Here is a 25,613-nt window from a genome sequence, read left to right as displayed (position 1 = left end):
GGCGGCATCGAAGATGCCGCCGCTTTTGATTGTATATTTGTAAATTAAATAGGAATTTAGCCAAAACCTATGAATTGAATCCCTCAATAATTTTAGAGAAATCCTCCAGTTTTAAAGCCGCACCTCCGATTAATCCGCCATCAATATCAGGCTGAGAAAAAATCTCTTTGGCATTATCCGGCTTCACAGAACCTCCGTAAAGAATAGAAACTTCGTCAGCAACTTCCTGTCCGTATTTTGCGGCAATGATGCTTCTGATATGTGCGTGGATCTCCTGAGCCTGTTCCGGAGAAGCTGTTTCACCTGTTCCGATCGCCCAAACAGGCTCGTAAGCGATCACTACTTTTTTAATTTCTTCAGCAGAAAGGGTGAAAAGAGCAACTTCAGTCTGGTTTTTCACCACCTCGAAATGCTGTCCCGCTTTTCTCTGCTCAAGCGTTTCACCATTACAATAAACGGGAATTAGACCTTTATCAAGCGCTAATTTTATCTTTCTGTTGCAGTGAGAATCTGTTTCACCGTGGTACTGTCTTCTTTCAGAGTGTCCGATCAGTGAACCGGTTACATCAATAGATTCCAGCATATCTGCAGAAAGTTCACCGGTATAAGCACCACTTTCATGCTCGCTCATATCCTGAGAAAATACACCGATCTCATCCTTTTCGAAGATATCTTTAGCCATCATCAGATATAAGGAAGGCGGTGCAATCCATACTTCGCAGTTGGTGGTGTTATTGTTTTTATAGCTCAGTAATTGAATCATCAACTGTTGTGCGTCAATGACATTTTTATTCATTTTCCAGTTTCCTGCAACTATTTTTCTTCTCATAGTCTTATTAAAATGTTATTTGTTGATATTATATTGCAAATTTATTAAGTAATAATCTGCACGATATTATTTAGTAATTCCCTCTAGTTTAAACATGAAAGCATACACCAGAGAAATATCCTTGAGATAATCAAATCTTCCCGATGCACCACCGTGGCCGTAATCCATATCAGTTTTTAATAATAATACGTTTTTGTCAGTTTTCATATCCCTAAGCTTGGATACCCATTTTGCAGGCTCAAAATACTGTACCTGAGAATCATGCAGCCCTGTAGTTACCAAAATGTTAGGATAGTTTTTCTTTTCAATATTTTCATAGGGGGAATATGATTTCATGTAGAAATATGCCTCTTTATTATTCGGATTTCCCCATTCATCATATTCATTGGTAGTCAGCGGAATACTTTCATCAAGCATGGTATTGACAACATCAACGAATGGAACCTGCGAAATAACGCCATTCCATAAATTCGGGCTCATATTCACTACAGCACCCATCAAAAGGCCTCCGGCACTGCCGCCCTGTGCATAAAGATGCTTTGGAGAGGTATATTTTTCCTTAACAAGATATTCTCCGGCATCGATGAAATCGGTAAAAGTATTCTTCTTTTTCATCATTTTTCCGTCCTCATACCATTGTCTTCCCATTTCCTGTCCGCCACGGATGTGAGCGATGGCAAAAGCAAAACCTCTGTTCAGAAGACTCAGTCTAGTACTGCTGAAAGAAGCATCCATCGAGCTTCCGTAAGATCCATATGCATAAAGAAGCAGCGGACTGTTTCCATCCTTCTTGAATCCCTTTTTATAAACAATGGAGATTGGAATTTTCGTACCGTCTTTTGCCGTTGCAAAAAGTCTTTCAGTAGTATAATCATCTTTAGCATAACCACCAAGAACTTCCTGCTGTTTCAGTAGTATTCTTTTACCAGTCTTTAAATCCTGCTCAAACTGAGAAACAGGCGTAATCATTGAAGTATACCCGAAACGGAAATTGTCTGTATCATATTCAGGATTTTCCAGTGAAGAAATGGTGTAAGCCGGCTCCTCAAATGTCAGTGCTTCCTTTTTACCGGTCTTTCTGTCATAAATAACCAATTGGGTAAGCCCGTTCTGTCTTTCACTGAAAACCAGATAATTTTTAAAGGCACTTACAGATTGCATTAAAACATCGCTTCTGTGCGGAATGAAATCTTTCCAGTTCTCTACACCTGTCTTATCCAAAGGAGTTTCCGCTATTTTAAAATTAAGCGCATCCTTATTCGTTCTGATCAGGAATTTGTCTTCCAAAGGCGTGATCGTATACAATACATTCTTCATTCTCGGCTGAAAAACCTTGAATGTTCCGTTGGGTTGGTCAGCATCAAGATATCTCGTTTCAGAAGAAGTGGTAGCACCGGAATAGATCAGAAGGTATTTGTGATTTTTGGATTTATATACTGAAATATAATTGGTCTTATCTTTTTCTTCGTAAACTGTCACATCTTTGCCTGGATCGGTTCCCAGCGTATGTTTCTTGATTTTCTCAGACAAAAGGGTTACCGGATTATTCTCTGTGTAAAAAATGGTTTTATTATCATTGGCCCATTCTGCGGAACCTTCTGTATTTTTAATGCCAAGATCGGTCGTTTTCCCGGTCTTTAAATCCTTTAAGAATAAAGTATACTGCCTTCTGGAAACATCATCAACACCATATACCAGTTTACTGTTGTCAGGGCTGATGCTGAAGCCTGTTGCAGAATAATAAGCATGTCCTTCCGCAAGCTTATCCACATCCAGAAGGATCTCTTCAGGAGCGGTAAGGCTTCCCTTTTTTCTGCAGTATTTAAAATATTGTTTTCCGGCTTCTGTACGGGTATAATAATAGTATCCGTTTTCAAAAACAGGTACAGATTCATCTTTTTCCTTGATGCGGGCTTTCATTTCCTGGAAAAGCTTTTCCCTGAAAGGTTCCGTGTCTTTCATCATGCCTTCCCAGTAATTGTTTTCGGCTTTCAGATAATCAACGACTTTCGTGGAATCTTTTCCCTTTTTAAAATAATCGATCATCCAGTAATAGGGATCGTTTACTTTATCACCATGAATTTCCCGGATATGTTCCTGCTTTTCAGCGATCGGAGCTTTAAGGGCAGGAAATTTTTGAGATTGTATCGTAGATGCGCTCATAATTAATATTCCCAGATAAAATTTTTTCATAGTATATTTTGCTTTTTTGGTATGGACTTATGCCAAATTCCACAGATTTTTCAGAAGCTTGTAGAAAGTATGCTCTTCATCGGTGACTTTATTGTCAGCTTTGATCAGTGTTTTAGCAAATTCTGCGAATTTTACGCGCTCCTCGGCTGTAGAATCATCAAAGAAACATCTTGCGTGGAATTCAAAGTGGTCTTTCCATTCTTCAGGTTGTAAAAGAGCCAGGGTTTCCAGTTCATTGTCAAGATTCATTCTGAAAGGAAATTCGTCAGCCATATACTGTTGAATCAGCATCCCTTCTTCAGGAGCAAATTCTCCGTCTACAGAAGAAAGAATCATTAAAAGATGATAGCCGGCGATTGATTTATTTGATTTTTGCATATTAGTAATTCTTTATTAAATGATCTAAATTATTTTGTTCTAAAATTTTATCGAGATATTTTCCTCTGCTGCTTGCTTCCCTTTGATAAGGTGCAAATTTTGAAGCTACTTCGTTAAACTCTTCATTTAATTTCATTAGCTCCTCTTTTTCATCATTGCTAAGTGTTTTTTGAGAAAACAGGGAGTTGAATTGGATGAGTTTTTTTACAATAATTTCCTTTCTTACGATTTCTTCTTCAGTTGAATGGAGAGTACAGATTCCATAAATACCTTTACAATAAGCATCCCATTCATCCTCAAAAATTTCATTTATCTTTTGTTGATCTTCAAGATCATTTTCCGAAATATGATGATAAGCAAAATTTTTATCGGGATGCTTCATTAAGTCACGAATGAATTTCTCTTTAAATTCAGCTTTATATTGTAGAGAATTCTCCAGGTTTTTATGCTCCTGAATCAGTTGAATACAATTTTTACTGAAATATTTTTCAGTGATCTCGTTTTGGAATTCATCATTCAGAGATGAAGTGATTTTTATATTTTGAGAAATCACATAAGAGGCATCCGGAACTAAATGGTTTTGAATAAGTATATTAAGTTCATCTTTGGTAATACCTGTTACAGCACAGACCTTATCTTCAGTAATGTAATTTTCGTTAATATATCTCAAATTCTTTTCCATGGCCTTATTTTATATAATCTTTTGCAGGTTGCTTGTCCACAATTTTCCCTTTCTCCAATATCAGTATAAACGGATTGCTTCTCGCGATTGTTTTGATAGCTGTTGCGTCCATCATAGCATTTTTAATGGTTTTAAAAGTGTTATGATCCGTAGAAACACCATAGATCACAGCTCCTTTTTGAGCATTCACCTTAGCTTCAACTTTTTTAATAAGATCAGCAGAAACTTCTTTTGGGTGATAAGAGAATACCAGAACAGCTTTCGGTGCATTGATGATTTCATCCGTCAAATCCATACCCGTTGGATCTTCAATTTTGAATTTTACGATCTCGGATTTATACCCTTCTTTCGTCAAAACAGATTCATTTTTTCCTTCCTCAATTTTCCATGGAGAACCCTCTGCCCAGTATTTTGTTTCTTTAATATAATCATCCTGGTTGACCTTTAAAACTTCCCCAGTCTTCTGGTTTTTAAGAGAGTAAAAAGTCTTGTATTCAGAAGGATTTTTATTGATTTTTTCCTTTTCAGTTTTTATATTCGTCCCGATCTTATAATCCCTGAAATCGATTAGCGGTTCATGCATGATTCCCTGAGCCATAATGTAGATCATGATCACAGAAAAAAGGCCTAACAGAACATATCTGAACTTGTTGGAAGATTCTTTCGTACCAGTATTGCTGTATTCGTCTTTTTTACGGAATTCCTTTCTGTAAAGTATAAACAGGATAATGAGACCGGCAAGAAGCACAATGTCTTTAATAAAGCTCTGCCATGGCGTAAACTTTATCGCATCTCCAAAACACCCGCAATCTGTTACCACATTGAAGTAAGCAGAATAAAAAGTAAGGAATCCAAAGAAGATACAAAGGGCAATTAACGCTGAAAGAGTGAACTTAAGCTTCAGTTTCAGCAACAGCATAAATCCTAGGAAAAGCTCCAGTACGACCACAATGATCGAGAAGAGAAGCGCGAATTTTTCCAGGAACGGCATATTGAAAACCGGTGGCGCGAAATATTCTTCCATTTTGAAAGAAAATCCTACCAGATCCACAGCCTTTACAAAGCCTGAAAGAATGAAGATAACAGCAATAATAAAGCGTAATAAACCTTTGATCATAGTATTTTATTTTTGAGTTTCAGAACTATTTTCTTTTTCAGAGAACTTGATCAGGCAGAAAACAGCGTAATTCAGCATGTCGAAATAGTTCGCATCCAGCCCTTCAGAAACAATAGTTTTCCCCTGGTTATCCTCAATCTGCTTTGTTCTCAGTACTTTTTGGTAAATAAGATCAGTGATGGAAGAAATTCGCATATCTCGCCATGCTTCACCATAATCATGGTTCTTTTTTTCCATTAAAGCCTGAGCATCATTCGCATATTTGTCGTAAAGACTTAAAACCTCTTCCTTATTTTCATTAAAATCATTCGAAAGTCCTTTTTCAAGTTGAATAAGCCCGATAATAGAATAGTTAACGATCGCGATGAATTCATCCTCTTCACTTTCATCCACCATTTTTTTATCCGTCATCTGCAGCGTACGCACCCTGTTCACTTTGATGTAAATCTGATCCGTAATAGAGCTGGGTCTCAAAACCCTCCATGCTGCCCCGTAATCCTGCAATTTTTTACTGAAAAGATCACGACACTGACTGATCACTTTCCCGAACTGTACTGATGTTTTTGACATAAATTCTCTTAATCTCCCAAATATACGAATTCGGTTTTAGGTAGCAGGAATCAGGGATTGATTTTTGTCAGAGTTTGGGTTTTTGGGTTAGAGAGTTTTAGAGTGGGGAGAGTTGGAGGGTGAGTGGGTTTTAGAGTTGTAGGATTCGGGGTGGGAGAGTTTGAGAGTAAGAGAGTTGTTACTGGTTGTCAGTTGCTGGTTCTTGTCAGGAAATTTTGAAAGGAAGAGATTCTAAATTTAATTTCTATCTAAAAGAGTATTCGTTTCCGAACAAGCCCTTATCAACCAATAAGAAACCAGCAACCAGCAACTGACAACCAGTAACTAGCAACTGACAAATAGCAACATTCCACAATAAGTCTTAATTTTGCAGGATATCATCACTTATCAATCATCAATAAGACATGCTTTTAAACTCCGAAACCCTCCGACCCTCAAACGCTCCGACTCTCAAACCTTTCCACTCTATCAACTGCAATGGAAGACTGGTAGAACTTGACATCCCAAAGATTATGGGTATTCTCAATCTTACCCCGGATTCCTTTTCAGACGGAGGGAAATTTAACAGTGAAAAATCAGCGTTGGAGCATGCAGAGACACTTTTGAAAGACGGGGCAGAATTCATCGACATCGGACCGCAATCCACACGTCCGAATGCTGAATTTCTAAGCAGTAAAGAAGAAATAGCCAGGATCGGAAACATAATTTCCCAAATCAAAAAAGAATTTCCGGAAGCATTGATATCGCTGGATACGTTCTATGCTGAAACCGTGAAATTTGGGTTTAATGAAGGAATTGACATGATCAATGATATTTCAGGCGGGCAGTTTGATAATAACATGTTTGAAGTTGCGGGTGAAACAAAACTTCCCTACATCCTGATGCATGTGAACCCATCTTATGAGACGATGCATGACAAAGTGAAATTTGAAGATATTACACTGGAAGTTAATCGTTATTTTTCTAAAAAGAGTACTGAACTTCTCGAAAAAGGAGTAAAAGATATCATCCTTGATCCCGGTTTTGGTTTCGGAAAAACGGTGGAAGATCAGATGAAAATGATCAATGAAACGGAGTATTTGGGTTTTGGGCGATTCCCTTTACTTATCGGAATTTCCAGAAAATCATTTATCTATAAGCCGCTTGGGAAAACTCCTTTGGACATTAATGATGAAACGCAGAAACTTCATAGGACAGTTTTGGAACAGGGAGCTAAAATCCTGAGAGTACATGATGTGGCTGAAACCGCAGTAACCATCAAACAATTTTGCGAAAAAAATAAAAAGTATTAAAAAAGCTTGCTCAATATTAAAAAATGAATACATTTGCAGTATGAATTTTACAAATCAGAAAAATATTATTGTCATTTCTAGCATTATTGTTGTGATTAACAACAGTACAGAAGCGGCATTATAAATATTTTAATTAAAATTATATAAGCCGTTTCATATTGAAGCGGCTTTTTTTATTTCAGAATTTATGTATCAGTTATTAACAGTAATTATTATCGTCATTATTATTCCCTTGCGTTGGTGAGAAGGATAGAGTATGACTGTACATATTTGAGCCCTCTCACATCGTGAGAGGGCTTTTTTTATACCCATTTGTTAATTTTTAAACCCTATACAATGTATTACAACGACAAAACTATTGTGTATTTTGATGGAAACTTCCTCAAGGCCGGAGAGGCCGGAATGGATCTTTACGGACAATCACTTCATTATGGCTATTCCGTTTTTGAAGGTATAAAATCCTACAATACGGATCACGGAACCAGAATTTTTAAAGCAGAAGAACATTATGAAAGGCTGAAAAAATCAGCAGAGCTGATGTACATCCCGTTTGATTATTCAGTCAGTGAGCTTACAGATCTCACCTATGAGCTTTTGGAACGTAACGGGTTCAGCGATGCTTATATCCGCCCACTGGTAACCTGTTCGCCGAATATGTCTCTTTCAAAAGGAAAAAAATCCTACCTCTCTCTGCTTGCCTGGGAATGGAGCAACGGCTATCTCGCAGACAAAATGAAAATCATGACCTCAGGTTTTCAACGTCCAAATCCTAAGGCCTTTAAAGTGGAAGCCAAAGTAGGCGGCCACTACGTCAATTCTATTCTTGCCTGCCAGGATGCCAAAGACAAAGGCTACGATGAAGCCCTTTTACTTGATGAAAACGGAAATGTCGCTGAAAGCTCGGGAGCCAATATATTCTACGAAAAAGACGGAACATTATTTACGCCCGCAAAAGGGAGCATACTGCCGGGCATCACAAGGCAGACCGTGTTTGAAATATGCAGTGAATTGAATATTCCCGTTAAAGAAACCTTCTTTAAACCTGAAGAAATGAGAGGAGCTGATGCCGCTTTCTTTTGTGGTACAGCAGCTGAAATTGTAGCGCTGGATTCTTTGGATGATGTTCCTTTTACCAAAAACTGGGAGGATACAGCAAGTGGAAAAGTACAGCAGGCCTATCAGAAACTGGTAAGAGTTCTGTCATTGTAAATTTAAGGAATTTAAATTATTGATAATCAGATAAATGTATCTATTTTTCAGACAGTTGAATATTGTAGTTTTCCTAAAAGTGAAAATAAAAAAGAGATTACAAGCTGTAGTTTTGGACCAAAATTAAGTAAAAGCTTCAGTGATGAATTCCAAAAAAATGAAATTATTGATACACACAGAGAGGATAAGAACAGCAAATGCAGGATAATATGTTAAATAAATATTCAAAAACATTCACACAAAACAGCGAACAGCCCGCCGCAAAAGCAATGCTTTACGGAATAGGCTTTACAGAAGAAGATATGCACAAGGCCCAGATCGGTATTGCCAGTATGGGATATGATGGGAATACCTGCAATATGCATCTCAATGATCTTGCTAAAGTAGTAAAAAAAGGAACCTGGAATCATGGTCTTGCAGGGTTAATATTCAATACCATAGGCGTAAGTGACGGGATGAGCAATGGGACAGACGGAATGCGGTATTCACTGGTCAGCCGCGACGTGATCGCAGACAGCATCGAAGCCATCTGTGGAGCACAGTATTATGACGGAATTATCGCATTACCTGGTTGTGACAAGAATATGCCGGGAACCATTATCGCCATGGGAAGGCTGAACAGACCATCCATTATGGTCTATGGAGGAACAATAGCTCCTGGGTGCTATAAGAACGAACCGCTTAATATCGTTTCGGCCTTTGAAGCTTTAGGAAAAAAAATTGCCGGAGAAATTTCAGAAGAAGATTTCAACGGAGTGATTAAAAATTCCTGTCCGGGAGCAGGCGCATGCGGAGGAATGTACACAGCCAATACCATGTCATCAGCCATAGAAGCTTTAGGAATGAGCCTTCCGTACTCATCTTCCAATCCCGCACTAAGTGAAGAAAAACAGAATGAGTGTCTTGAAGCAGGAAAATATATTAAAATATTACTGGAAAAAGATATCAAACCATCTGATATTATGACCCGTAAGGCCTTCGAAAATGCACTTCGTCTGATCATCATTCTTGGAGGCAGCACTAATGCGGTTCTGCATTTTATAGCAATGGCAAAAAGCGTAGGCGTTTCTGTTACTCAGGATGATTTCCAGAAAATGAGCGACATCACACCGGTATTGGCAGATCTTAAACCAAGCGGAAAATATTTGATGCAGGATCTTCATAATCATGGAGGAACACCCGCTGTCATGAAGTATTTATTGGAAGAAGGTTTACTGCATGGTGACTGTTTAACGGTTACCGGAAAAACCATCGCTGAAAATCTTGAGAATGTTCCAAGCCTTGATTTTACAAAGCAGAAGATCATCAGACCCTTATCCAATCCGATCAAAGAAACTGGACATTTAAGAATATTGTACGGAAACCTCGCCGAGAAAGGAAGTGTTGCGAAAATCACAGGAAAAGAAGGTGAAAAATTTTCAGGAAAGGCAAGAGTATTCGATGGCGAAAAAGATCTGATCAAAGGAATTGAAAACGGAAGAGTTCAGCACGGAGATGTCATTGTCATCCGTCATGAAGGCCCTAAGGGTGCACCGGGAATGCCGGAAATGCTGAAACCTACCAGCGCTCTTATTGGAGCGGGCTTGGGTGGAAGTGTTGCTCTGATTACCGACGGAAGATTCAGCGGTGGTACTCATGGATTTGTGGTGGGACATATTACTCCTGAAGCCTATGAAGGCGGTCTGATCGCTTTTGTGAAAGATAACGATCTTATTGAAATCGATGCCGTCAACAATACCATACAGCTCCAGGTTTCCGAAGAAGAAATTGAGCAACGAAAGAAAGGATGGCAAAAACCTGAACTTAAAGTAAAAAAAGGATTGCTGTACAAATATGCACTCACCGTATCATCAGCTGCAGAAGGCTGTGTAACAGATGAAATCACTCAATAAAAAGACAATGAAGAATCTAAATGTATCCACAGAAACAGAAATCAGCGGCAGCCGGATCATCCTTGAAGCATTTCTTCAGGAAGGGATAAAAACAATATTCGGATATCCGGGCGGGGCTATTATCCCAATCTATGACGCACTTTACGACTATAAAGATCAGCTTGAGCATATTCTGGTCCGCCATGAGCAGGGAGCAGTCCATGCAGCACAAGGGCTTGCCAGAGTATCCGGAGAAGTGGGAGTGGTATTAGCGACAAGTGGTCCGGGAGCAACCAATTTGGTGACAGGATTAGCTGATGCCCTGTTGGATAATACACCTATTGTATGCATTACGGGACAGGTTTTTGATCATCTTCTGGGAACCGATGCGTTTCAGGAAATCGATGTCATGAATGTCACCAGCCCTGTTACCAAGTGGAATTATCAGGTAACCGATGCCGATGAACTTCCGGAAGTATTGGCCAAAGCGTTCTACATTGCAAGATCAGGAAGACCCGGCCCGGTATTAATTGATGTTACGAAAAATGCCCAGTTGCAAAAGGTGTTCAACAGAGGTTACATACCTTGTGATTCTTTGAGAAGTTACAGACCCGATCCGGTTCCCCATATGGATGCTATTGAAAAAGCTTCTTTTCTCATTAATAATGCAGAAAAACCATTCATCATTGCCGGACAGGGGATTATGCTGGGAAAAGCAGAGAGTGAGTTTTTACAGTTTGCTGAGAAATCAGGAATTCCGGTAGCATGGACGGTCTTAGGAATGAGTGCGATCCCAACGGACTATCCACAGGCTGTAGGAATGGTAGGAATGCATGGAAACTATGGTCCCAATATCCTTACCAATGAATGTGATGTATTGATTGCTGTAGGAATGCGCTTTGATGACCGTGTGACCGGAAGACTGGATCAATATGCGAAACAGGCGAAAATCATCCATCTGGATATTGACAAAGCAGAAATCAATAAAAATGTAAAAGTTGAGGTTCCCGTTCTCGGAAACTGCAAAGAAACCTTACCACTTTTAACACAGCTGATAGAACCGGGAGCGCATACGGATTGGCATCAAAAGTTTAAAGACTGCTATGAAATTGAACATCATCAGCTGATCAGCCACGAATTGTATCCTTCCGAAGGAGAAATTACAATGGGAGAAGTGATTCGGCACCTGAATGATATGACTCAGGGCGAAGCTGTGATCGTAACGGATGTAGGGCAGCATCAGATGGCTACCTGCAGATATTCATCCTTTAAACATTCCAGAAGCAATATCACCAGCGGAGGACTAGGAACCATGGGATTCTGCCTTCCGGCTGCAATAGGAGCCGCTTATGGAGTAACCAACCGTCATGTTATTGCGGTGATGGGAGATGGTGGTGCACAAATGAATATCCAGGAATTGGGAACACTGATGCAGTATCAGCCCGATATTAAGATCCTGATTCTTAATAACTGCTATCTGGGAATGGTAAGACAGTGGCAGGAGCTTTTTCACGAGGAAAGATATTCCTCGGTAGATATTCAGAGTCCGGATTTTGTACAGGTAGCCAAAGGATATAAAATCCCGGGAAGAAAAGTGACGGAGAGAGAAGACCTGGAAGCAGGACTCAGTGAAATGCTTCATCATAAAGGAGCCTTTCTGCTGGAGGTCATGACCGGGAAAGAACATAATGTTTTTCCAATGATTCCTCAGGGAAAAAGCGTATCAGAGATCGTACTGACCAATAATAAGACATAACAATTTAAATAGGAAAAAGATGAATTCAGAAAACAGGGAATACACCATAACAGCCTACACAGAAGATTATCTGGGGCTGATCGGCAGGATCAATGCCATTTTTTCAAGGAGAAGAATTTCTATTGTGAATTTTAATGCAGGGCCTTCCGATATTGAAAAAGTAAAAAAGTTTGTCATCGTTATCAGGGAAACTGAAGAATCTGTACAGAAGATTACCCGGCAGATGGAAAAACAGGTAGATGTTCTTGAGGTTCATTACCATAAAAATCCATACCTGACCGCAGCTGCACACGCAAGCTGAATAAAGCAACAATCAAATATCATTAACAACATATAAAAATTTAAAAAATGGCAAAATTGAATTTTGGCGGAGTAGAAGAAAATGTAGTAACAAGAGAGGAATTTCCATTAGATAAAGCTCAGGAAGTATTAAAAGATGAGATCGTAGCGGTGATCGGCTATGGAGTACAGGGGCCGGGACAGGCACTGAACCAGAAAGACAACGGGATCAATGTGATTGTGGGCCAGAGAAAAAACTCAAAATCCTGGGATAAGGCTGTAGCAGATGGATTTGTACCCGGAGAAACCTTATTCGAAATAGAAGAAGCGCTGCAAAAAGGAACGATTATTTGCTATCTCCTAAGTGATGCCGCTCAGATCGAATACTGGCCGAAAGTAAAACAGCATCTTACTCCCGGAAAAGCACTGTATTTTTCTCACGGTTTCGGAATTACCTTCAATGAAAGAACAGGAATTATTCCGCCGGCTGAGGTTGATGTGTTTCTGGTTGCCCCTAAAGGATCCGGAACATCATTAAGAAGAATGTTCCTGCAGGATCGTGGATTGAACAGTAGTTTTGCTGTATACCAGGATGCCACCGGAAAAGCAAGAGAAAGAGTAACTGCATTGGGAATAGCTATCGGAAGCGGGTATTTATTTGAAACAGATTTTAAAAAGGAGGTGTTCAGCGACCTTGCGGGAGAAAGAGGAACATTAATGGGTGCCGTACAGGGAATATTTGCCGCCCAATACGATGTGTTGAGGAAAAATGGGCACAGTCCTTCCGAAGCATTTAACGAAACAGTTGAAGAACTTACACAATCATTAATGCCATTGGTTGCAGAAAACGGTATGGATTGGATGTATGCGAACTGCAGCACCACAGCACAAAGGGGAGCATTGGACTGGTGGAAACGTTTCAGAGATGCTACTTCCCCATTATTTGAAGAATTATATGAAAGTGTTGCCAAAGGAGATGAAGCCCAGCGTTCCATCGACAGCAACAGCAAACACGATTACAGGGAAAAACTGGAAGTAGAACTGACTGAGCTTAGAGAAAGCGAAATGTGGAGAGCGGGGAAGACGGTCCGAAGTCTCAGACCAGAGAACAATTAATCACGAAAATAATGGAAGAAACATATCCTTCTGTTTTGGACAATGTCTATAAAGCAGCAAAAAGACTCAAAAATGTAGTGGTAAGAACACCTCTGGCTATTAATAATAACCTTTCCGGTATTTATGACGCGAAGGTAAGCTTTAAAAGAGAAGATCTGCAGCAGGTGAGATCCTACAAAATCAGGGGAGCTTACAATAAAATGGCGGTGATGTCTCCTGAAGATCTTGCAAAAGGTGTGGTTTGTGCCAGTGCGGGAAACCATGCTCAGGGGGTCGCTTTTGCATGCAGTACGATGAAGGTGAAAGGAACTATTTTCATGCCTTTGCCTACGCCGGGACAAAAGCTGGAACAGGTGAAAATGTTTGGAGGAGATGATATAGATATTGTGCTTTACGGGGATACTTTCGATGAAGCTAAAGATGCCGCATTGAAGTTCTGTAAAGAGAATCAGGGGATATTTATTCACCCGTTCGATGATCAGGATATTATTAATGGTCAGGCAACGGCAGCGCTGGAGATTCTTGAGCAGTCGGATGAGCCCATTGATTATCTTTTTCTTCCGGTTGGAGGCGGTGGTTTGGCTGCAGGCGTTTGTTCTGTATTCAGAGAATTGTCTCCACATACGAAGATTATAGGAGTGGAGCCTTCTGCAGCGGCAAGCATGAAAAAGGCACTGGAAAAAGGTCAACCGGTGCTTCTTGAAAAAATCAGCCGTTTTGTAGATGGAGCGGCTGTACAGAAAGTAGGAGATCTTAATTTCGAACTCTGTAAAAATGTGCTGCACGATATGGCTTTAGTGGATGAAGGAATGGTGTGCGAAACTATTCTTTCCCTCTACAATAAAGATGCTGTGGTTGTGGAACCTGCCGGGGCTCTTTCTGTGGCTGCACTGGGAAAATATAAAGATCAGATCAGAGGAAAAAATGTGGTCTGTATCATCAGTGGCAGTAATAATGATATTACCCGGATGGAAGAGATCAAAGAAAAAGCTCTTCTTCATGCAGGGTTAAAGCATTATTTTCTCGTTAGATTTGCACAGCGTCCGGGGGCTTTGAAAACCTTTGTGATGAATGTTTTGGGGCCGAATGATGACATTACTTTTTTTGAATACACGCAAAAGAACTCAAAGGAGAAAGGAATTGCTGTTTTAGGAATTGGATTAAAAGATAGTGAAGATTTTACTCCGCTGCTCGATAACATGAAGAAATATGACTTTTTTGTCAATTATCTGAATAATGATCCGTCTTTGATGAATCTGCTTATTTAAAATGTGTATGTATAGTGTTGGTTTCTCGCAAAGACGCTATTTTTTTCATAGAATGCGTTGTTAAGGCGCAAGGATTTTATCTGTGATAAAATTTAATATTGTTGATTTGTTATAATGTTTGCTGAATATTGCTTTTTTAGCCACTATAATCCGGCTTCGGAAAATGGAGCGTTAAGAAAATAAATACTGTGAACGTTAAGAAAATTCTACTGTCCGAAGCGCGGGACTGTGACTGAAAACGAAGCAGAAATAATACATCCGCGCAAGTTTTAGAATTTTTAGAGAACAGGATTTATTTTTAGCGGAAGTTTCCAGGACTTGAATTTTTTATTCTTTTGTTTCAAGACAAAAGAATAATGTAGAATATCTGGCAGAATGTAAGCAAGCAATCTGAAAAATAAAGAATAAAGAGATTACTTCGTCGTTTCGCTCCTCGCAATGACATAAAAAATGAGTTTCGGCGGCCCGGAGGGCCGCCGAAACTTTTATTTATCTCTCAAGCGTAAAATTAGAAATCACTTTCGGACGTTCAGCTTCATTGGCTACTTTCCAGGATGTCCTGTACATCCATTCCGTCATTTTATACAACTTTTTGTAGTTGATATTTTCAGATTCATCCTGAGGGGTATGGTACTGGTCATGCAGTACGCTGGTGAAAAATACGGCTGGAATTCCAATTTTTGCATATGGTAAGTGATCGCTTCTAAAGTAGAAATATTCAGCGTGATTTAGAGAATCCCAGTCTTTCAGGTATTTGAATTTTGTACTTTCATTATTGGCATCTTCAGCCATTTTTACCAGTTCCTCAGAGTTTTTATGCGGGGCATTTCCTCCCAGAAGAGCGGCTTCATTATTATCATTTCTGCCGATCATATCACCGTTCAGAACGGCTACGATTTTTTCTTTCGGAACTACTGGATGAGCAGCGTGCCATCTGGAACCCAGTAATCCTCTTTCTTCCGCTCCATGGAAAACAAACAAAATGCTTCTTTTTCCGGGCTGTTTCTTGTAAGCTCTGGCCATGGCTAGCATGGCAACGCATGTACTGGCATTATCGTCGGCACCGTTGTAGATGGTGTCATTTTTCACAGGATGTCTGATTCCGTCATGATCCTGGTGACCGCTCAGCAAAACGTATTCTTCTTTAAGGGCAGGATCTGTGCCTTCAATTTTTCCGATGATGTTTACAGAAGGATATTTGTAGGTTTCTGTGATGAGGTTCAGCGCAATTTTAGGATTGTTTTTTACCCAGTCTGCATTTTCTCTCTTGATCCATACAACAGGAATATTATCCGTTATTTTCTCTCTCAGACCTTCCACGCCGTAGGTTCCTCTTGTCATTTGAGGAAGAACTTCAACCCAGCTTTTTTCAGAAATATCATCGGTGATGAAAATCACGGCTTTTGCGCCCAGTTCAAGAGCTTTATTGTAATATTTTGTTCTTACAAAACCGGGATATCTTCTTACAAAAAGAGTCATTTCCTTGTTGATGTTTTTATCGGAGGCATTCACTGCAAGAACTTTTCCTTTGATATTTAATTTGGAAAGCCCTTCAGGCTCTGTATTTCCTGCGTACACAATTTCGGAATCAATCGCTGCATTGACGGGTTCTGCAACAAGAAAATCTTTCCAGAGCTTAAGGCTGCTGTTTCCAATTTTCAAACTACTTTGAGGGGTCACCTGATGCCTATACATATCAAAAAACTGGAAAAATGTACCATTGTCACCGGCGGGTTTCATTCCGGCTTCTTTGGCTTTGTCAGCAAGCCACATCGAAACTTTTAATTCATCTAAAGTTCCTGCTTCACGTCCCCAGAACTGATCTGCAGCCAGCTCATACATGTCTTTCCTTAAATCGGCTTCTTTGATGGCAGAAACTAAAGGCTTTTTATAATTCTGAGCAGTCCCAAAGCTGAAAAGGAAAATACTCAATAGAGAGAATATGTAGCTTTTATTCATTTAAAATTTTTAATTGAAGTTAGCCAATTTATCTGAGAACTGTTTTGAAAATTCTTTTCTGTCTTCCTCAAGTTTTTCCTGTTCGGCAGGGAGGATATAATTAAAAAGGACTTTATCTTCATTGTTAAGAAATATAATTTCCTTTTCATTACCATCGATCATCTGCGAGAAAATCTCCCACATTGAAGTGTCTTTTAGTTTTAATAATTCAAAAAACTGTTCCGCTTTTATTTCTATTCGCTGCATCTTTTGTTTTTATGTATTTATAAATATTATTTAAAATTCTAATAGTTTCAGTTTGAACTGGATGGCAAAATTCTGCTTGAAATTGGGAGTGGTGTAATATCCAACTCTGTAGAATAGTCCTAAATTAAAATAACTTGATAAGAAATTATTCCATTCCAGACCCACTTCCTGATACAGATGATCCAGTTTTCTGAATTTGAACTCATGATATTCCGGATGCTTCATATCTCCGATTGTTCCTCTCAGTACAAAATCAAAGCTCGAAATATTCTGTCCGAAACTTTTAAAATACAAAGGAAGTTTGTGGGTGAAATAATAGGCAACGAATTTATCATTGTAATACTTTCCACCCTCCAGCGTTGCAAAACCCAGGTAAGACGTAAAGTTGAAATTAAAATCCTTTCTTGGAGAGGCCAGCCCATTCATTGTAAAATGTTTCCAGATAGGCGCTTCACCTAATACCATTCCGCCATACAACCTGAATCCGGTAGTTCCGAACATCGTTTTAAAATTGTGCACAAACAGGGCATCAAAACGCGTGTAATTGAAATCTCCTCCCAGAACTTTGTAACTCTGCTCATAGTTGAAATACAGCTCGGGATATTTCTGATCGATGATGGATTTTCCCTGAGGAGTCATGATATTCGTAGAATTCGGTGAATATTTTAAGGTAAACAAGGTATTGAAATTATCAAACTCACCGCCTTTCCCCCGGAATTCATAATCAAATTTAGCTTCTTCAACATTTCTTTTGGCTGCGAAAACCAGTGTCAGTCCGTTTGTAACATCGTTCAGATAGGATAGGGAAGCACCTCTGTAATGGTAGTATTTATCATTGTTGATGTTATTTCCGTAATTCATTGTTCTCATCTTGAAATTCCACAGTCGTCTATAGAATTCTCCCGATGCCGTCACATCATTATAATATTCAGCTCTGAAAAATGAATTTTTATCCAGAGAGGTCTTCATATCAAGACCGATCCCATATTTCCATTTATCGTCTTTGAAGCCGTACGCGAAATAATAATCCGGTGAAAAATAAGGATTAAAAGTTTCGTTAATCTTTGCCTTCAAACCTAATCTGAAGCCTTCATACAGGTTGTAGTTTACAATTTCATCTACTGCGAAATCTACAATTCCCATCCGGATCTGCCCATTGATAAGCCCGGTCAGGATTTTTGCTTTACTATCGATATTGTATTTTTTACCCAGACTGTCTATCGTAGTATATGTATTTCTTTCCCTTTCCGTCAGTGGATCGGTTCTGTATTGATCCAAAAGGTGTCCATCTGCATTTTTTACTGAAAATGTATAGCCTTTAAAATCATTCTGGTTTTCCTCAATTGGCGACTTGAAGTCAAAATAAGTAGAAGTGAGAAAAGCATACGTCCCAAAACTGGTTCTATCCTTTTTCCCATGGTGCTCTTCGGTCTTTCCTTTGCCTTCCTCTTCCATGGCCACCCTGCTCATTCTCAGTTTTACTTTTTCCTGAGCCAGGAACCATTTGTTATTATAAAAAATCCAGGTACTCGTAATAATACCGTCGTTCTTGTTTTTGCTAAAATTTTCGATCTTCTCGATGCCGTAGGTTTCGGTATCTATATAGATCGCACCGTTGTATTTTCTCCTTTTATCTGATTTTTTATAGTTCACCTCACGAAAACGGATCACGAAAGTTTTTCTTCCGTTCACTTCAATGGTATCCGAAAGAAAAAACCGGTAAAGCCCTCTGTTTTCCTGCTTGATCTGGTTGGGGATTTTATCTCTGTTGCTTTGCTGAATGGCGATCATTTCATAGATCGGCTGCTTTAGACCGGAAATCCGGTTGTCCAGGACATTAATCTTTTCACCATATTGTTTGGAATATAAAAATTCCTGCGCTCTTTCCCACAGAAAGAGTTTGCTTTTTGAAAAGATCTGTTTGGCGGAGATATTATTTAATGAATCTTTTTCCCTCTTTTTTTTGAAAAACTGAGTATCATTAAAAAACTGATTAAACTGCGAAATACTGTCCTGATCGATATCCAGGGATATTTTCTCGTAAGATTTAAAAGAGTAGGAGCCTAAACTTTTTGGCGAATTCTCCCTGAACAGCCTGTTCACCTTTTTAAGGATTTCCAAAGCCCGGGGATCGCTTCGGTCTTCAATGATTACAGTTTCAATATCCGTTGTTTTTGATATTTTTTTCATCATCAAAACTTCCATGTCTGCTTCAACAGATGCTGTCTGATTTTGATATTTTTCTGCCTGGATTTCAAGGGTACTGCAGGAGGACTTAAATTCCAGGGTGCCCTGGATATCTGTAAAGCCTAAAACCTTTCCATCACAGGATATTTTGGCGTTGGATATTGGTTTCTGGTCGGTTTCATCAATGACCTTAATCCTTGATTGGGTAAAACCAAAGAAGCTGATCATCAAAAACAATAAAACTAAAAACCTTTTCATGCAAGAATTAGGTCAAAAGTAGTAATATTTCTTGTGTTGAGAAAGTTTTTATGATTTGTTAATACATTGATTTCATCTAAGGTTCAGATAGAAAAAATAGAGAAAAAAAACTCCTGAGATTTTCAGGAGTTTTGATGTTTTATGATAAAAGGATTATTCCTAAATATTCAAAGCTTTTTGGTAAGCATTTTCCAGGCCGTCAAGGTTTTTACCTCCCGCTGTTGCAAAGCCCGGATTTCCGCCTCCGCCTCCCTGGATCTCTTTTGCCAGGTCTTTTACGATAGCTCCTGCCTGATAATCTGCTGCCAGATCATCAGAAACTCCAACGGTGATCATTGGTTTTCCGTCTGCATCGGAAAGAATAATCGTTACCGAAGATGGGATTTCTCTCTTCAGCTGGAATACAATGTCTTTCACAGAACCTGCATCCAGGGAAGTTTTCTTCACCAACAGCTGCTTGTTGCCTTTCTGCTCGTAAGCATTTTTCCATTCACCGATCTCGCCTTTTGCTTTTTCTTTTTTAAGGGCTTCCACTTCAGATTTTAAAGATATATTTTCTTCAATCAGTTTTTCGATAGATCTTACAACATCTTTAGACTTCAATAGTTGAGAAAGCTCATGAATCTGATTTTCCAGATTTTTGAAGTATTCCTCAGATTTATCTCCTGAAATGGCTTCAATTCTTCTGATCCCTGCAGCAGCAGAACCTTCGGAAGTAATTTTGAAATGACCGATTTCGATTGTATTTTTTACGTGAGTTCCCCCGCAGAGCTCCTTAGAACTTCCAAACTGGATCATTCTCACATTGTCACCGTATTTTTCACCGAATAAAGCCATAGCTCCTTTATCCAAAGCCTCCTGAATAGGAATGCTTCTGAACTCCTGTAAAGCAATGCTTTCTTTGATCTTGTGGTTTACTTTTTCTTCTACCAATGCCAGTTCTTCTTCCGTCATTTTATTGAAATGAGAGAAGTCGAAACGAAGATAATCAGGACCTACGTAAGAACCTTTCTGTTCCACGTGTGTTCCTAAAACCTCTCTTAATGCCTCATGTAAAAGGTGAGTTACCGAGTGATTCGCTTGAGAATTTTTCCTGTCGGTTGCATCAACTTTAGCATAGAAAACAGCTCCGGCATCTTTCGGAAGACCATTGATCAGGGAAATGATCAGTCCGTTTTCTTTTTTGGTTTCTAAAACTTCAAAGCTTTCAACGGCATTTTCCAGAATACCTTTGTCTCCCACCTGGCCACCGCCTTCTGGATAGAATGGAGAACTGCTCAGTACTACCTGATAAAATTCTCCGTCTTTGTTTTCTACTTTTCTGTATCGGGTAATATAGGTTTCAGACTCGATCTGATCATATCCTACAAAGTTTTCAGGTTTTGTTTCTAAAGTTACCCAGTCATACACTTTCTGAGCAGAATCAGCTTTGGAACGGAGTTTTTGCTTTTCCATTTCAACTTTGAATCCCGCTTCATCAATGGTAAGTCCTTTTTCTTCTGCAATAATTCTCGTTAAATCATCCGGGAACCCGTACGTATCATATAATTCAAAAACTTCTTCGCTTGGTAATACTTTTGAATTATCTGCAATAGTCTGCTGAATCAACTTTTCAACTCTGATCAGTCCGTTTTCAATAGTTTTTAAGAATGAATCTTCCTCACTTTTGATCACCTCGGAAACCAGTTTCCCCTGCTTTTCGATCTCAGGGAAGAAAGGTCCCATTTGCTCTTGAAGTACAGCAACAAGTTTGTAAAGGAAAGGTTCTTTCATTCCTAGGAATCGGTAAGAATAAGAGATTGCTCTTCTTAAAATTCTTCGGATTACATACCCTGCACCTCCATTGGAAGGAAGCTGTCCGTCAGCAATTGCAAAAGCAACCGCTCTGATGTGGTCTACCACAACACGGATTGCAATATCTTTTTCGTCTTCTAAAATTCCCGTATATTTTTTACCTGAAAGTTCTTCCACTTTAGCAATAAGCGGAGTGAAAACGTCGGTATCATAATTTGAAGATTTGCCCTGAAGTGCCATACACAGACGCTCGAAGCCCATTCCTGTATCCACATGCTGCTGAGGAAGTTTTTCCAAACTTTTATCTGCCTTTCTGTTGAATTCCATGAATACCAGGTTCCATACTTCCACTACCTGAGGATGGTCGTTATTTACCAGATCAAGTCCTGAAACTTTAGCTTTTTCTTCCTCAGTTCTAAGGTCAACGTGGATTTCTGAACACGGTCCGCACGGTCCGCTTTCTCCCATTTCCCAAAAATTATCTTTTTTGTTTCCATTGATAATTCTGTCTTCCGAAATGTGTGATTTCCAGAAATTGTAAGCATCCTGATCTCTTTCCAAATTCTCAGAAGTATCTCCTTCGAAAATAGTTACGTATAAATTTTCTTTTGGAATTCCGAATACTTCAGTCAATAGTTCCCAGGCAAAAGCAATAGCATCTTTTTTGAAATAATCACCAAAAGACCAGTTTCCCAACATTTCAAACATGGTGTGGTGGTATGTATCTCTTCCCACATCATCTAAGTCATTATGCTTTCCGGAAACTCTAAGGCATTTCTGTGTATCTGCAATTCTTGGTGCCGTAGGCGTTTTGTAGCCTAAGAAGAAATCTTTGAACTGTGTCATTCCTGAGTTGGAAAACATAAGGGTAGGGTCGTCTTTCAGAACGATAGGTGCTGAAGGAACGATAAGGTGGTCTTTACTTTTAAAATAATCTAAAAATTTTTGACGTATCTCTTGTGATGTCATAGTATTGCTTTGCTTTTAAAACTATCAAATTTTTGATAAGATGCAAATTTAATGTTTTTAAGCGATTTGTAAATAATTTTATGCTATGTTTTGAATGGTGTAGGACGGGAAGTGTTTATATTTTGAGATTGCTTTACCTGTAGTTGCAATGACGATCGTAATAAAACTTTGTATATTATCATTTAACTTTTTATATTCGTTTTAATATTAAATAAAGCCTTGATAGATTTTTATGATTTCGAAGTTCAATATATAATGTTCTGCGCAATTGATAAAATGAGTTTTTATGATATTAAAGAATAAAAAATGACGAAAAATGAAGTGCTGAAAAGCTGGGTAGAACAGTATTCCGGGCCTCTTCTGAAAAGAGCAGCTTATCTGCTTTCAGATAAAGTGGAAGCAGAAGATCTGGTACAGGATGTGTTTTTAGCGGCCTATTCGTCTTATGACTCTTTTGAAGAAAAAAGCCAGCCGCTAACCTGGCTGACGGCTATTTTAAACAGAAAAGCTGCCGATTTTTACCGTAAAAAATATAAATCAGAACCGGAGATCAGGCTGGATCATTTTTTTGATGAATCAGGTTCCTGGAAGAATGACAGTGTTTTGAATGACTGGAATGTTTCGGATAAAGAGCCGGAGCTTTTGGATAATAATGATTTCAATAAAACGCTGGAAGATTGCATTGAGGATTTGCCCGCCAGATGGAAGATTCCGATGAAAATGTATTATCTTCAGGAAAAAAAAGCACCGGAAGTGAGTCAGGAATTGCAGATTTCTGCGACCAATCTATGGAAGATTCTTCAGAGAAGCAGAATGCAGCTGAGGGAGTGCCTTGAGGCCAACTGGTTTGCCAACTTATAACCATATCATAAAATGTTGAGAAAATTTATTCATATTCTGTTCCTGCCATGCAGCAAAGCCACAATGCTGATGGAAAAAAGGAATGCCAAAGCGATCTCCCAAAAGGAAGACTGGCAGCTTTCCATGCACATAAAGATCTGTAAATGGTGCAGAGCTTATGAAGAGAAACTTAAAATTTTGGATGATATTTTAAAACGTAAACTGTCTCAAAAAGAGAATACTGAAATTAATGATTCTGATATTCAGGGTGTTAAAAATAAAGTTTTAGAAAAATTAAATCTTTAGAAGAAATGCTGTCAGGATTTTGAAATGTTTCCGACTATACTTTTGACAATAATAAAGGATCATTCAAAATCTTAAAGACATGAACGGAACATTACAACTTAACGTAGAATCGCCGACGTACAAAACAGGATATTATATTTCGCTTTTTGGTGCCGCGTTTATTTTACTCTGGATTGGCGTATTTAAATTCACACCCACAGAAGCTGCTGCCATTAAACCTCTGGTCGAAAACCATTTCCTTACTTTTTTCGTATATAAAATAGCAGGCATCCAGATGGTGTCAAATGCTATCGGAGTGATAGAAATTATCATTGCTTTATTACTGATATTTAGTGTGAAATTTGCATCTCTAAGAAAGTATGCCGGAGGCGGGATGATTATGACATTTCTTGTAACACTGAGCTATCTGTTTACCACTCCCGGAATCTGGAAAATAGTGGATGGAGTTCCTGTCACAGATTTTTTTATTCTGAAAGATCTAATGCTTTTAGGATTTGGATTAATGATATTTCAAAAAAAATGAATACAAATAAAAAGATAAAAATGAAAAATATATTAATATTACTCGGAATGATTCTGGGAATAGGAGTATTTGCAATGAGTTGTGGAGATTCAAAAAAAATGAAATCCACTGAAACTAAAAGAAAAAATGAGACCATTATGGATAGTAAAAATGTAAAAGAAGTTTATTTTGCAGGCGGATGTTTCTGGGGAACAGAACACTTTTTTCAACAAATTCGTGGCGTTGTAGGAACTGAAGTTGGCTACGCAAACGGAAATGTTAAAAATCCGACGTATGAGCAGGTGGTAAGTCATACGACAGGTTTTGCTGAAACGGTAAAAGTGAAATATGATCCTGAACAGGTTGATCTTAGGCTGCTGATTGATTTGTATTTTAAAACAATTGATCCGACAAGTTTAAACCAACAGGGAAATGATAGGGGAGATCAGTACAGGACAGGGATTTATTCTACAGATAAAGATACAGAGGCTATTGTAAAAGAAGAAGTTACGAAATTATCTAAGAATTTCAGCAAGCCGGTTGTAGTAGAAACAATTCCGTTGAAAAACTTCTATAAAGCGGAAGATTATCATCAGGATTATCTAGGCAAAAATCCGGGAGGTTACTGTCACATTGAACCAGGCCTTTTTGAAATGGCTAAAAATGCCAACCCGCTTCCCAAAGTAAAATACCAGAAGCAGGATAAAAAAGTTTTGAAAGAAAAGCTGACTGAAGAACAGTATAAAGTAACCCAGGAAAACGCAACGGAAAGACCTTTCCAGAATGAATACTGGGACGAAACGCGTGAAGGTATTTATGTAGATATCACCACAGGAGAACCCCTGTTTATTTCAACCGATAAGTTTGAATCAGGTTGTGGATGGCCAAGTTTTTCAAAACCGATTACCAAAAAACTGATCGATGAGAAAATGGACAAATCTGCCGGAATGGTAAGGGTGGAGGTAAGAAGTAAAACAGGAGACGCTCACCTTGGACACGTTTTCACAGACGGTCCTGCAGATAAAGGCGGTCTTAGATACTGCATCAACAGTGCTTCGCTGAAGTTTATTCCAAAAGCTGACATGGAGAAAAAAGGCTACGGAGATTATCTCTCTCTGCTGGATAAAAAGTAATATGAAGACAGACCGCTGAAAGGCGGTCTTTTTTATTTAGATCAAATGCAAAAGTTCTCTCGCTGATAGCGCAGATATTTGAATACCTAGAAATGAGCTTGAAACCTCTCTTTAATGCTTAGCATCGACATGTTCACCAGAAATAAAAATCCGAATAGGAGATAAAACGATTGTTTGGGAAGTTGAATAAGCTGCGATTCAAATGTTTGAAATTCTTTTAGCCATGCATTGTTCGGTTGGTAATTAGCAAAAAGTCCTGTACCACATCGGGTAAATGAAGAATCATCCAGTATCTGAATATTCGAACCAACATAATGATGGGTAACAAAAAAGTGCCATGTTTTTTCCACATCCAGAGTGTAGCTGAATTGTCCCGCAAGTTTTACATCATTAAGTAAGGCAACCAGATCATTATAGGTGTTGCGGTCATCAAGAATAAATTCAATACCTGAATTTTTCTCATTTCTCTTCTGCAAATTCTTAATTTCAGCAACGTAAAGCTTTGTGTTTTTCTTTGCTTGATTTGGAGCTACCTTTATTTTTTTATAACTCCAGTTTCTATAAGGTTCAAAACTTAAAAAGGATGGCTTCTCTCCAGCTTTTGTTTTTGCAGGAAGCCAGATATCCATAGCAGTAAAATTCACTTCCTCAAACTTCCGGTTGCCATAATACCAGAACAGCAGCGGAATAATAATGGCGCTGATCAGTCCCGGAAAATAATAAATCTTTTTCATTTTCGTCCTTTTGATAAAAATAATAAAAAATTGATTATCTGGATGATTACCCTTGACTTTTTAACACTATCCAAATAAAAAGTGATCCAAAGGACCACTTCATTATTTAATCTTTTAATCTCAAA

The 25,613-nt window shown here is 38.7% G+C and carries 22 protein-coding genes; 11 read left to right on the top strand and 11 right to left on the bottom strand.

Annotated features, from left to right (window positions below):
- Nucleotides 1-67 precede the first annotated feature (67 nt).
- The 6 genes from tpiA to V6R96_RS20095 all read right to left on the bottom strand — a co-directional run bounded on the left by tpiA (nucleotide 68) and on the right by V6R96_RS20095 (nucleotide 5,769).
- The gene (gene tpiA, locus V6R96_RS20120) at nucleotides 68-829 is read right to left on the bottom strand and encodes a triose-phosphate isomerase (RefSeq protein ID WP_111956156.1); all 762 of its coding nucleotides are present in this window, start codon (nucleotides 827-829) and stop codon (nucleotides 68-70) included.
- 66 nt (nucleotides 830-895) lie between these two features.
- Complete coding sequence (locus tag V6R96_RS20115; protein ID WP_336380035.1) at nucleotides 896-3,022, bottom strand: S9 family peptidase; 2,127 nt, start codon at nucleotides 3,020-3,022, stop codon at nucleotides 896-898.
- A gap of 27 nt (nucleotides 3,023-3,049) precedes the next feature.
- The gene (locus tag V6R96_RS20110) at nucleotides 3,050-3,400 is read right to left on the bottom strand and encodes a TerB family tellurite resistance protein (RefSeq protein ID WP_223558645.1); all 351 of its coding nucleotides are present in this window, start codon (nucleotides 3,398-3,400) and stop codon (nucleotides 3,050-3,052) included.
- A 1-nt stretch (nucleotide 3,401) separates the two neighbouring features.
- On the bottom strand, nucleotides 3,402-4,082 hold the full coding sequence (locus V6R96_RS20105) for a DUF6058 family natural product biosynthesis protein (protein WP_336380034.1): 681 nt from the start codon (nucleotides 4,080-4,082) through the stop codon (nucleotides 3,402-3,404).
- Between the two features lie 4 nt (nucleotides 4,083-4,086).
- Nucleotides 4,087-5,199, bottom strand: coding sequence for a BT_3928 family protein (locus tag V6R96_RS20100; protein ID WP_336380033.1), 1,113 nt, complete (start codon nucleotides 5,197-5,199; stop codon nucleotides 4,087-4,089).
- A gap of 6 nt (nucleotides 5,200-5,205) precedes the next feature.
- The gene (locus V6R96_RS20095) at nucleotides 5,206-5,769 is read right to left on the bottom strand and encodes a DUF1599 domain-containing protein (protein WP_111956166.1); all 564 of its coding nucleotides are present in this window, start codon (nucleotides 5,767-5,769) and stop codon (nucleotides 5,206-5,208) included.
- Nucleotides 5,770-6,281: 512 nt separating this feature from the next.
- Between V6R96_RS20095 and folP the strand changes: the two genes are divergently transcribed.
- From folP to ilvA, 7 genes are all read left to right on the top strand, one after another.
- Entirely contained in the window at nucleotides 6,282-7,061 is a 780-nt protein-coding gene (gene folP, locus V6R96_RS20090; RefSeq protein ID WP_336380093.1) for a dihydropteroate synthase, read from the top strand.
- 336 nt (nucleotides 7,062-7,397) lie between these two features.
- Nucleotides 7,398-8,270, top strand: coding sequence for a branched-chain-amino-acid transaminase (gene ilvE / locus V6R96_RS20085; RefSeq protein WP_111956168.1), 873 nt, complete (start codon nucleotides 7,398-7,400; stop codon nucleotides 8,268-8,270).
- Between the two features lie 209 nt (nucleotides 8,271-8,479).
- On the top strand, nucleotides 8,480-10,162 hold the full coding sequence (gene ilvD, locus V6R96_RS20080; protein ID WP_174772293.1) for a dihydroxy-acid dehydratase: 1,683 nt from the start codon (nucleotides 8,480-8,482) through the stop codon (nucleotides 10,160-10,162).
- Nucleotides 10,163-10,169: 7 nt separating this feature from the next.
- Nucleotides 10,170-11,897 (top strand): biosynthetic-type acetolactate synthase large subunit, encoded by a 1,728-nt coding sequence (gene ilvB, locus V6R96_RS20075; RefSeq protein WP_336380032.1) that lies wholly within the window; start codon nucleotides 10,170-10,172, stop codon nucleotides 11,895-11,897.
- Between the two features lie 19 nt (nucleotides 11,898-11,916).
- Complete coding sequence (locus V6R96_RS20070) at nucleotides 11,917-12,198, top strand: ACT domain-containing protein (protein ID WP_336380031.1); 282 nt, start codon at nucleotides 11,917-11,919, stop codon at nucleotides 12,196-12,198.
- Between the two features lie 47 nt (nucleotides 12,199-12,245).
- Nucleotides 12,246-13,292 (top strand): ketol-acid reductoisomerase, encoded by a 1,047-nt coding sequence (gene ilvC, locus V6R96_RS20065; RefSeq protein ID WP_072922848.1) that lies wholly within the window; start codon nucleotides 12,246-12,248, stop codon nucleotides 13,290-13,292.
- Nucleotides 13,293-13,303: 11 nt separating this feature from the next.
- Nucleotides 13,304-14,560, top strand: a complete 1,257-nt coding sequence (gene ilvA, locus V6R96_RS20060; RefSeq protein ID WP_336380030.1) for a threonine ammonia-lyase IlvA — start codon at nucleotides 13,304-13,306, stop codon at nucleotides 14,558-14,560.
- Between the two features lie 489 nt (nucleotides 14,561-15,049).
- Here the strand turns inward: ilvA and V6R96_RS20055 are convergent, their stop codons facing one another.
- From V6R96_RS20055 to alaS, 4 genes are all read right to left on the bottom strand, one after another.
- Complete coding sequence (locus tag V6R96_RS20055) at nucleotides 15,050-16,519, bottom strand: M20/M25/M40 family metallo-hydrolase (protein WP_336380029.1); 1,470 nt, start codon at nucleotides 16,517-16,519, stop codon at nucleotides 15,050-15,052.
- A gap of 9 nt (nucleotides 16,520-16,528) precedes the next feature.
- On the bottom strand, nucleotides 16,529-16,765 hold the full coding sequence (locus V6R96_RS20050; protein WP_111956178.1) for a hypothetical protein: 237 nt from the start codon (nucleotides 16,763-16,765) through the stop codon (nucleotides 16,529-16,531).
- Nucleotides 16,766-16,795: 30 nt separating this feature from the next.
- On the bottom strand, nucleotides 16,796-19,210 hold the full coding sequence (locus V6R96_RS20045; RefSeq protein ID WP_336380028.1) for a hypothetical protein: 2,415 nt from the start codon (nucleotides 19,208-19,210) through the stop codon (nucleotides 16,796-16,798).
- A 159-nt stretch (nucleotides 19,211-19,369) separates the two neighbouring features.
- Nucleotides 19,370-21,973 carry an alanine--tRNA ligase gene (gene alaS / locus V6R96_RS20040; RefSeq protein WP_336380027.1) on the bottom strand — a complete coding sequence of 868 codons (2,604 nt, stop codon included), beginning with the start codon at nucleotides 21,971-21,973 and terminating at the stop codon, nucleotides 19,370-19,372.
- 306 nt (nucleotides 21,974-22,279) lie between these two features.
- Between alaS and V6R96_RS20035 the strand changes: the two genes are divergently transcribed.
- The 4 genes from V6R96_RS20035 to msrB all read left to right on the top strand — a co-directional run bounded on the left by V6R96_RS20035 (nucleotide 22,280) and on the right by msrB (nucleotide 24,754).
- Nucleotides 22,280-22,834, top strand: a complete 555-nt coding sequence (locus tag V6R96_RS20035) for a sigma-70 family RNA polymerase sigma factor (protein ID WP_336380026.1) — start codon at nucleotides 22,280-22,282, stop codon at nucleotides 22,832-22,834.
- Between the two features lie 12 nt (nucleotides 22,835-22,846).
- The gene (locus V6R96_RS20030; protein WP_223558654.1) at nucleotides 22,847-23,119 is read left to right on the top strand and encodes a hypothetical protein; all 273 of its coding nucleotides are present in this window, start codon (nucleotides 22,847-22,849) and stop codon (nucleotides 23,117-23,119) included.
- A 79-nt stretch (nucleotides 23,120-23,198) separates the two neighbouring features.
- Nucleotides 23,199-23,642, top strand: coding sequence for a DUF417 family protein (locus V6R96_RS20025; protein ID WP_223558655.1), 444 nt, complete (start codon nucleotides 23,199-23,201; stop codon nucleotides 23,640-23,642).
- Between the two features lie 20 nt (nucleotides 23,643-23,662).
- Nucleotides 23,663-24,754, top strand: a complete 1,092-nt coding sequence (msrB, locus tag V6R96_RS20020; RefSeq protein ID WP_336380025.1) for a peptide-methionine (R)-S-oxide reductase MsrB — start codon at nucleotides 23,663-23,665, stop codon at nucleotides 24,752-24,754.
- A gap of 86 nt (nucleotides 24,755-24,840) precedes the next feature.
- On the opposite strand, the gene V6R96_RS20015 is transcribed toward msrB, so the two are convergent.
- Complete coding sequence (locus V6R96_RS20015) at nucleotides 24,841-25,488, bottom strand: hypothetical protein (protein ID WP_336380024.1); 648 nt, start codon at nucleotides 25,486-25,488, stop codon at nucleotides 24,841-24,843.
- Nucleotides 25,489-25,613 lie beyond the last annotated feature (125 nt).

It is taken from the genome of Chryseobacterium sp. CCNWLW53 (assembly GCF_037083525.1).
In the GTDB taxonomy this organism is placed as follows: Bacteria; Bacteroidota; Bacteroidia; order Flavobacteriales; family Weeksellaceae; genus Chryseobacterium; species Chryseobacterium lathyri.
The sequence above is the reverse complement of the archived record's forward strand: the minus strand, read 5'-3'. Positions and strand labels throughout refer to the sequence as shown.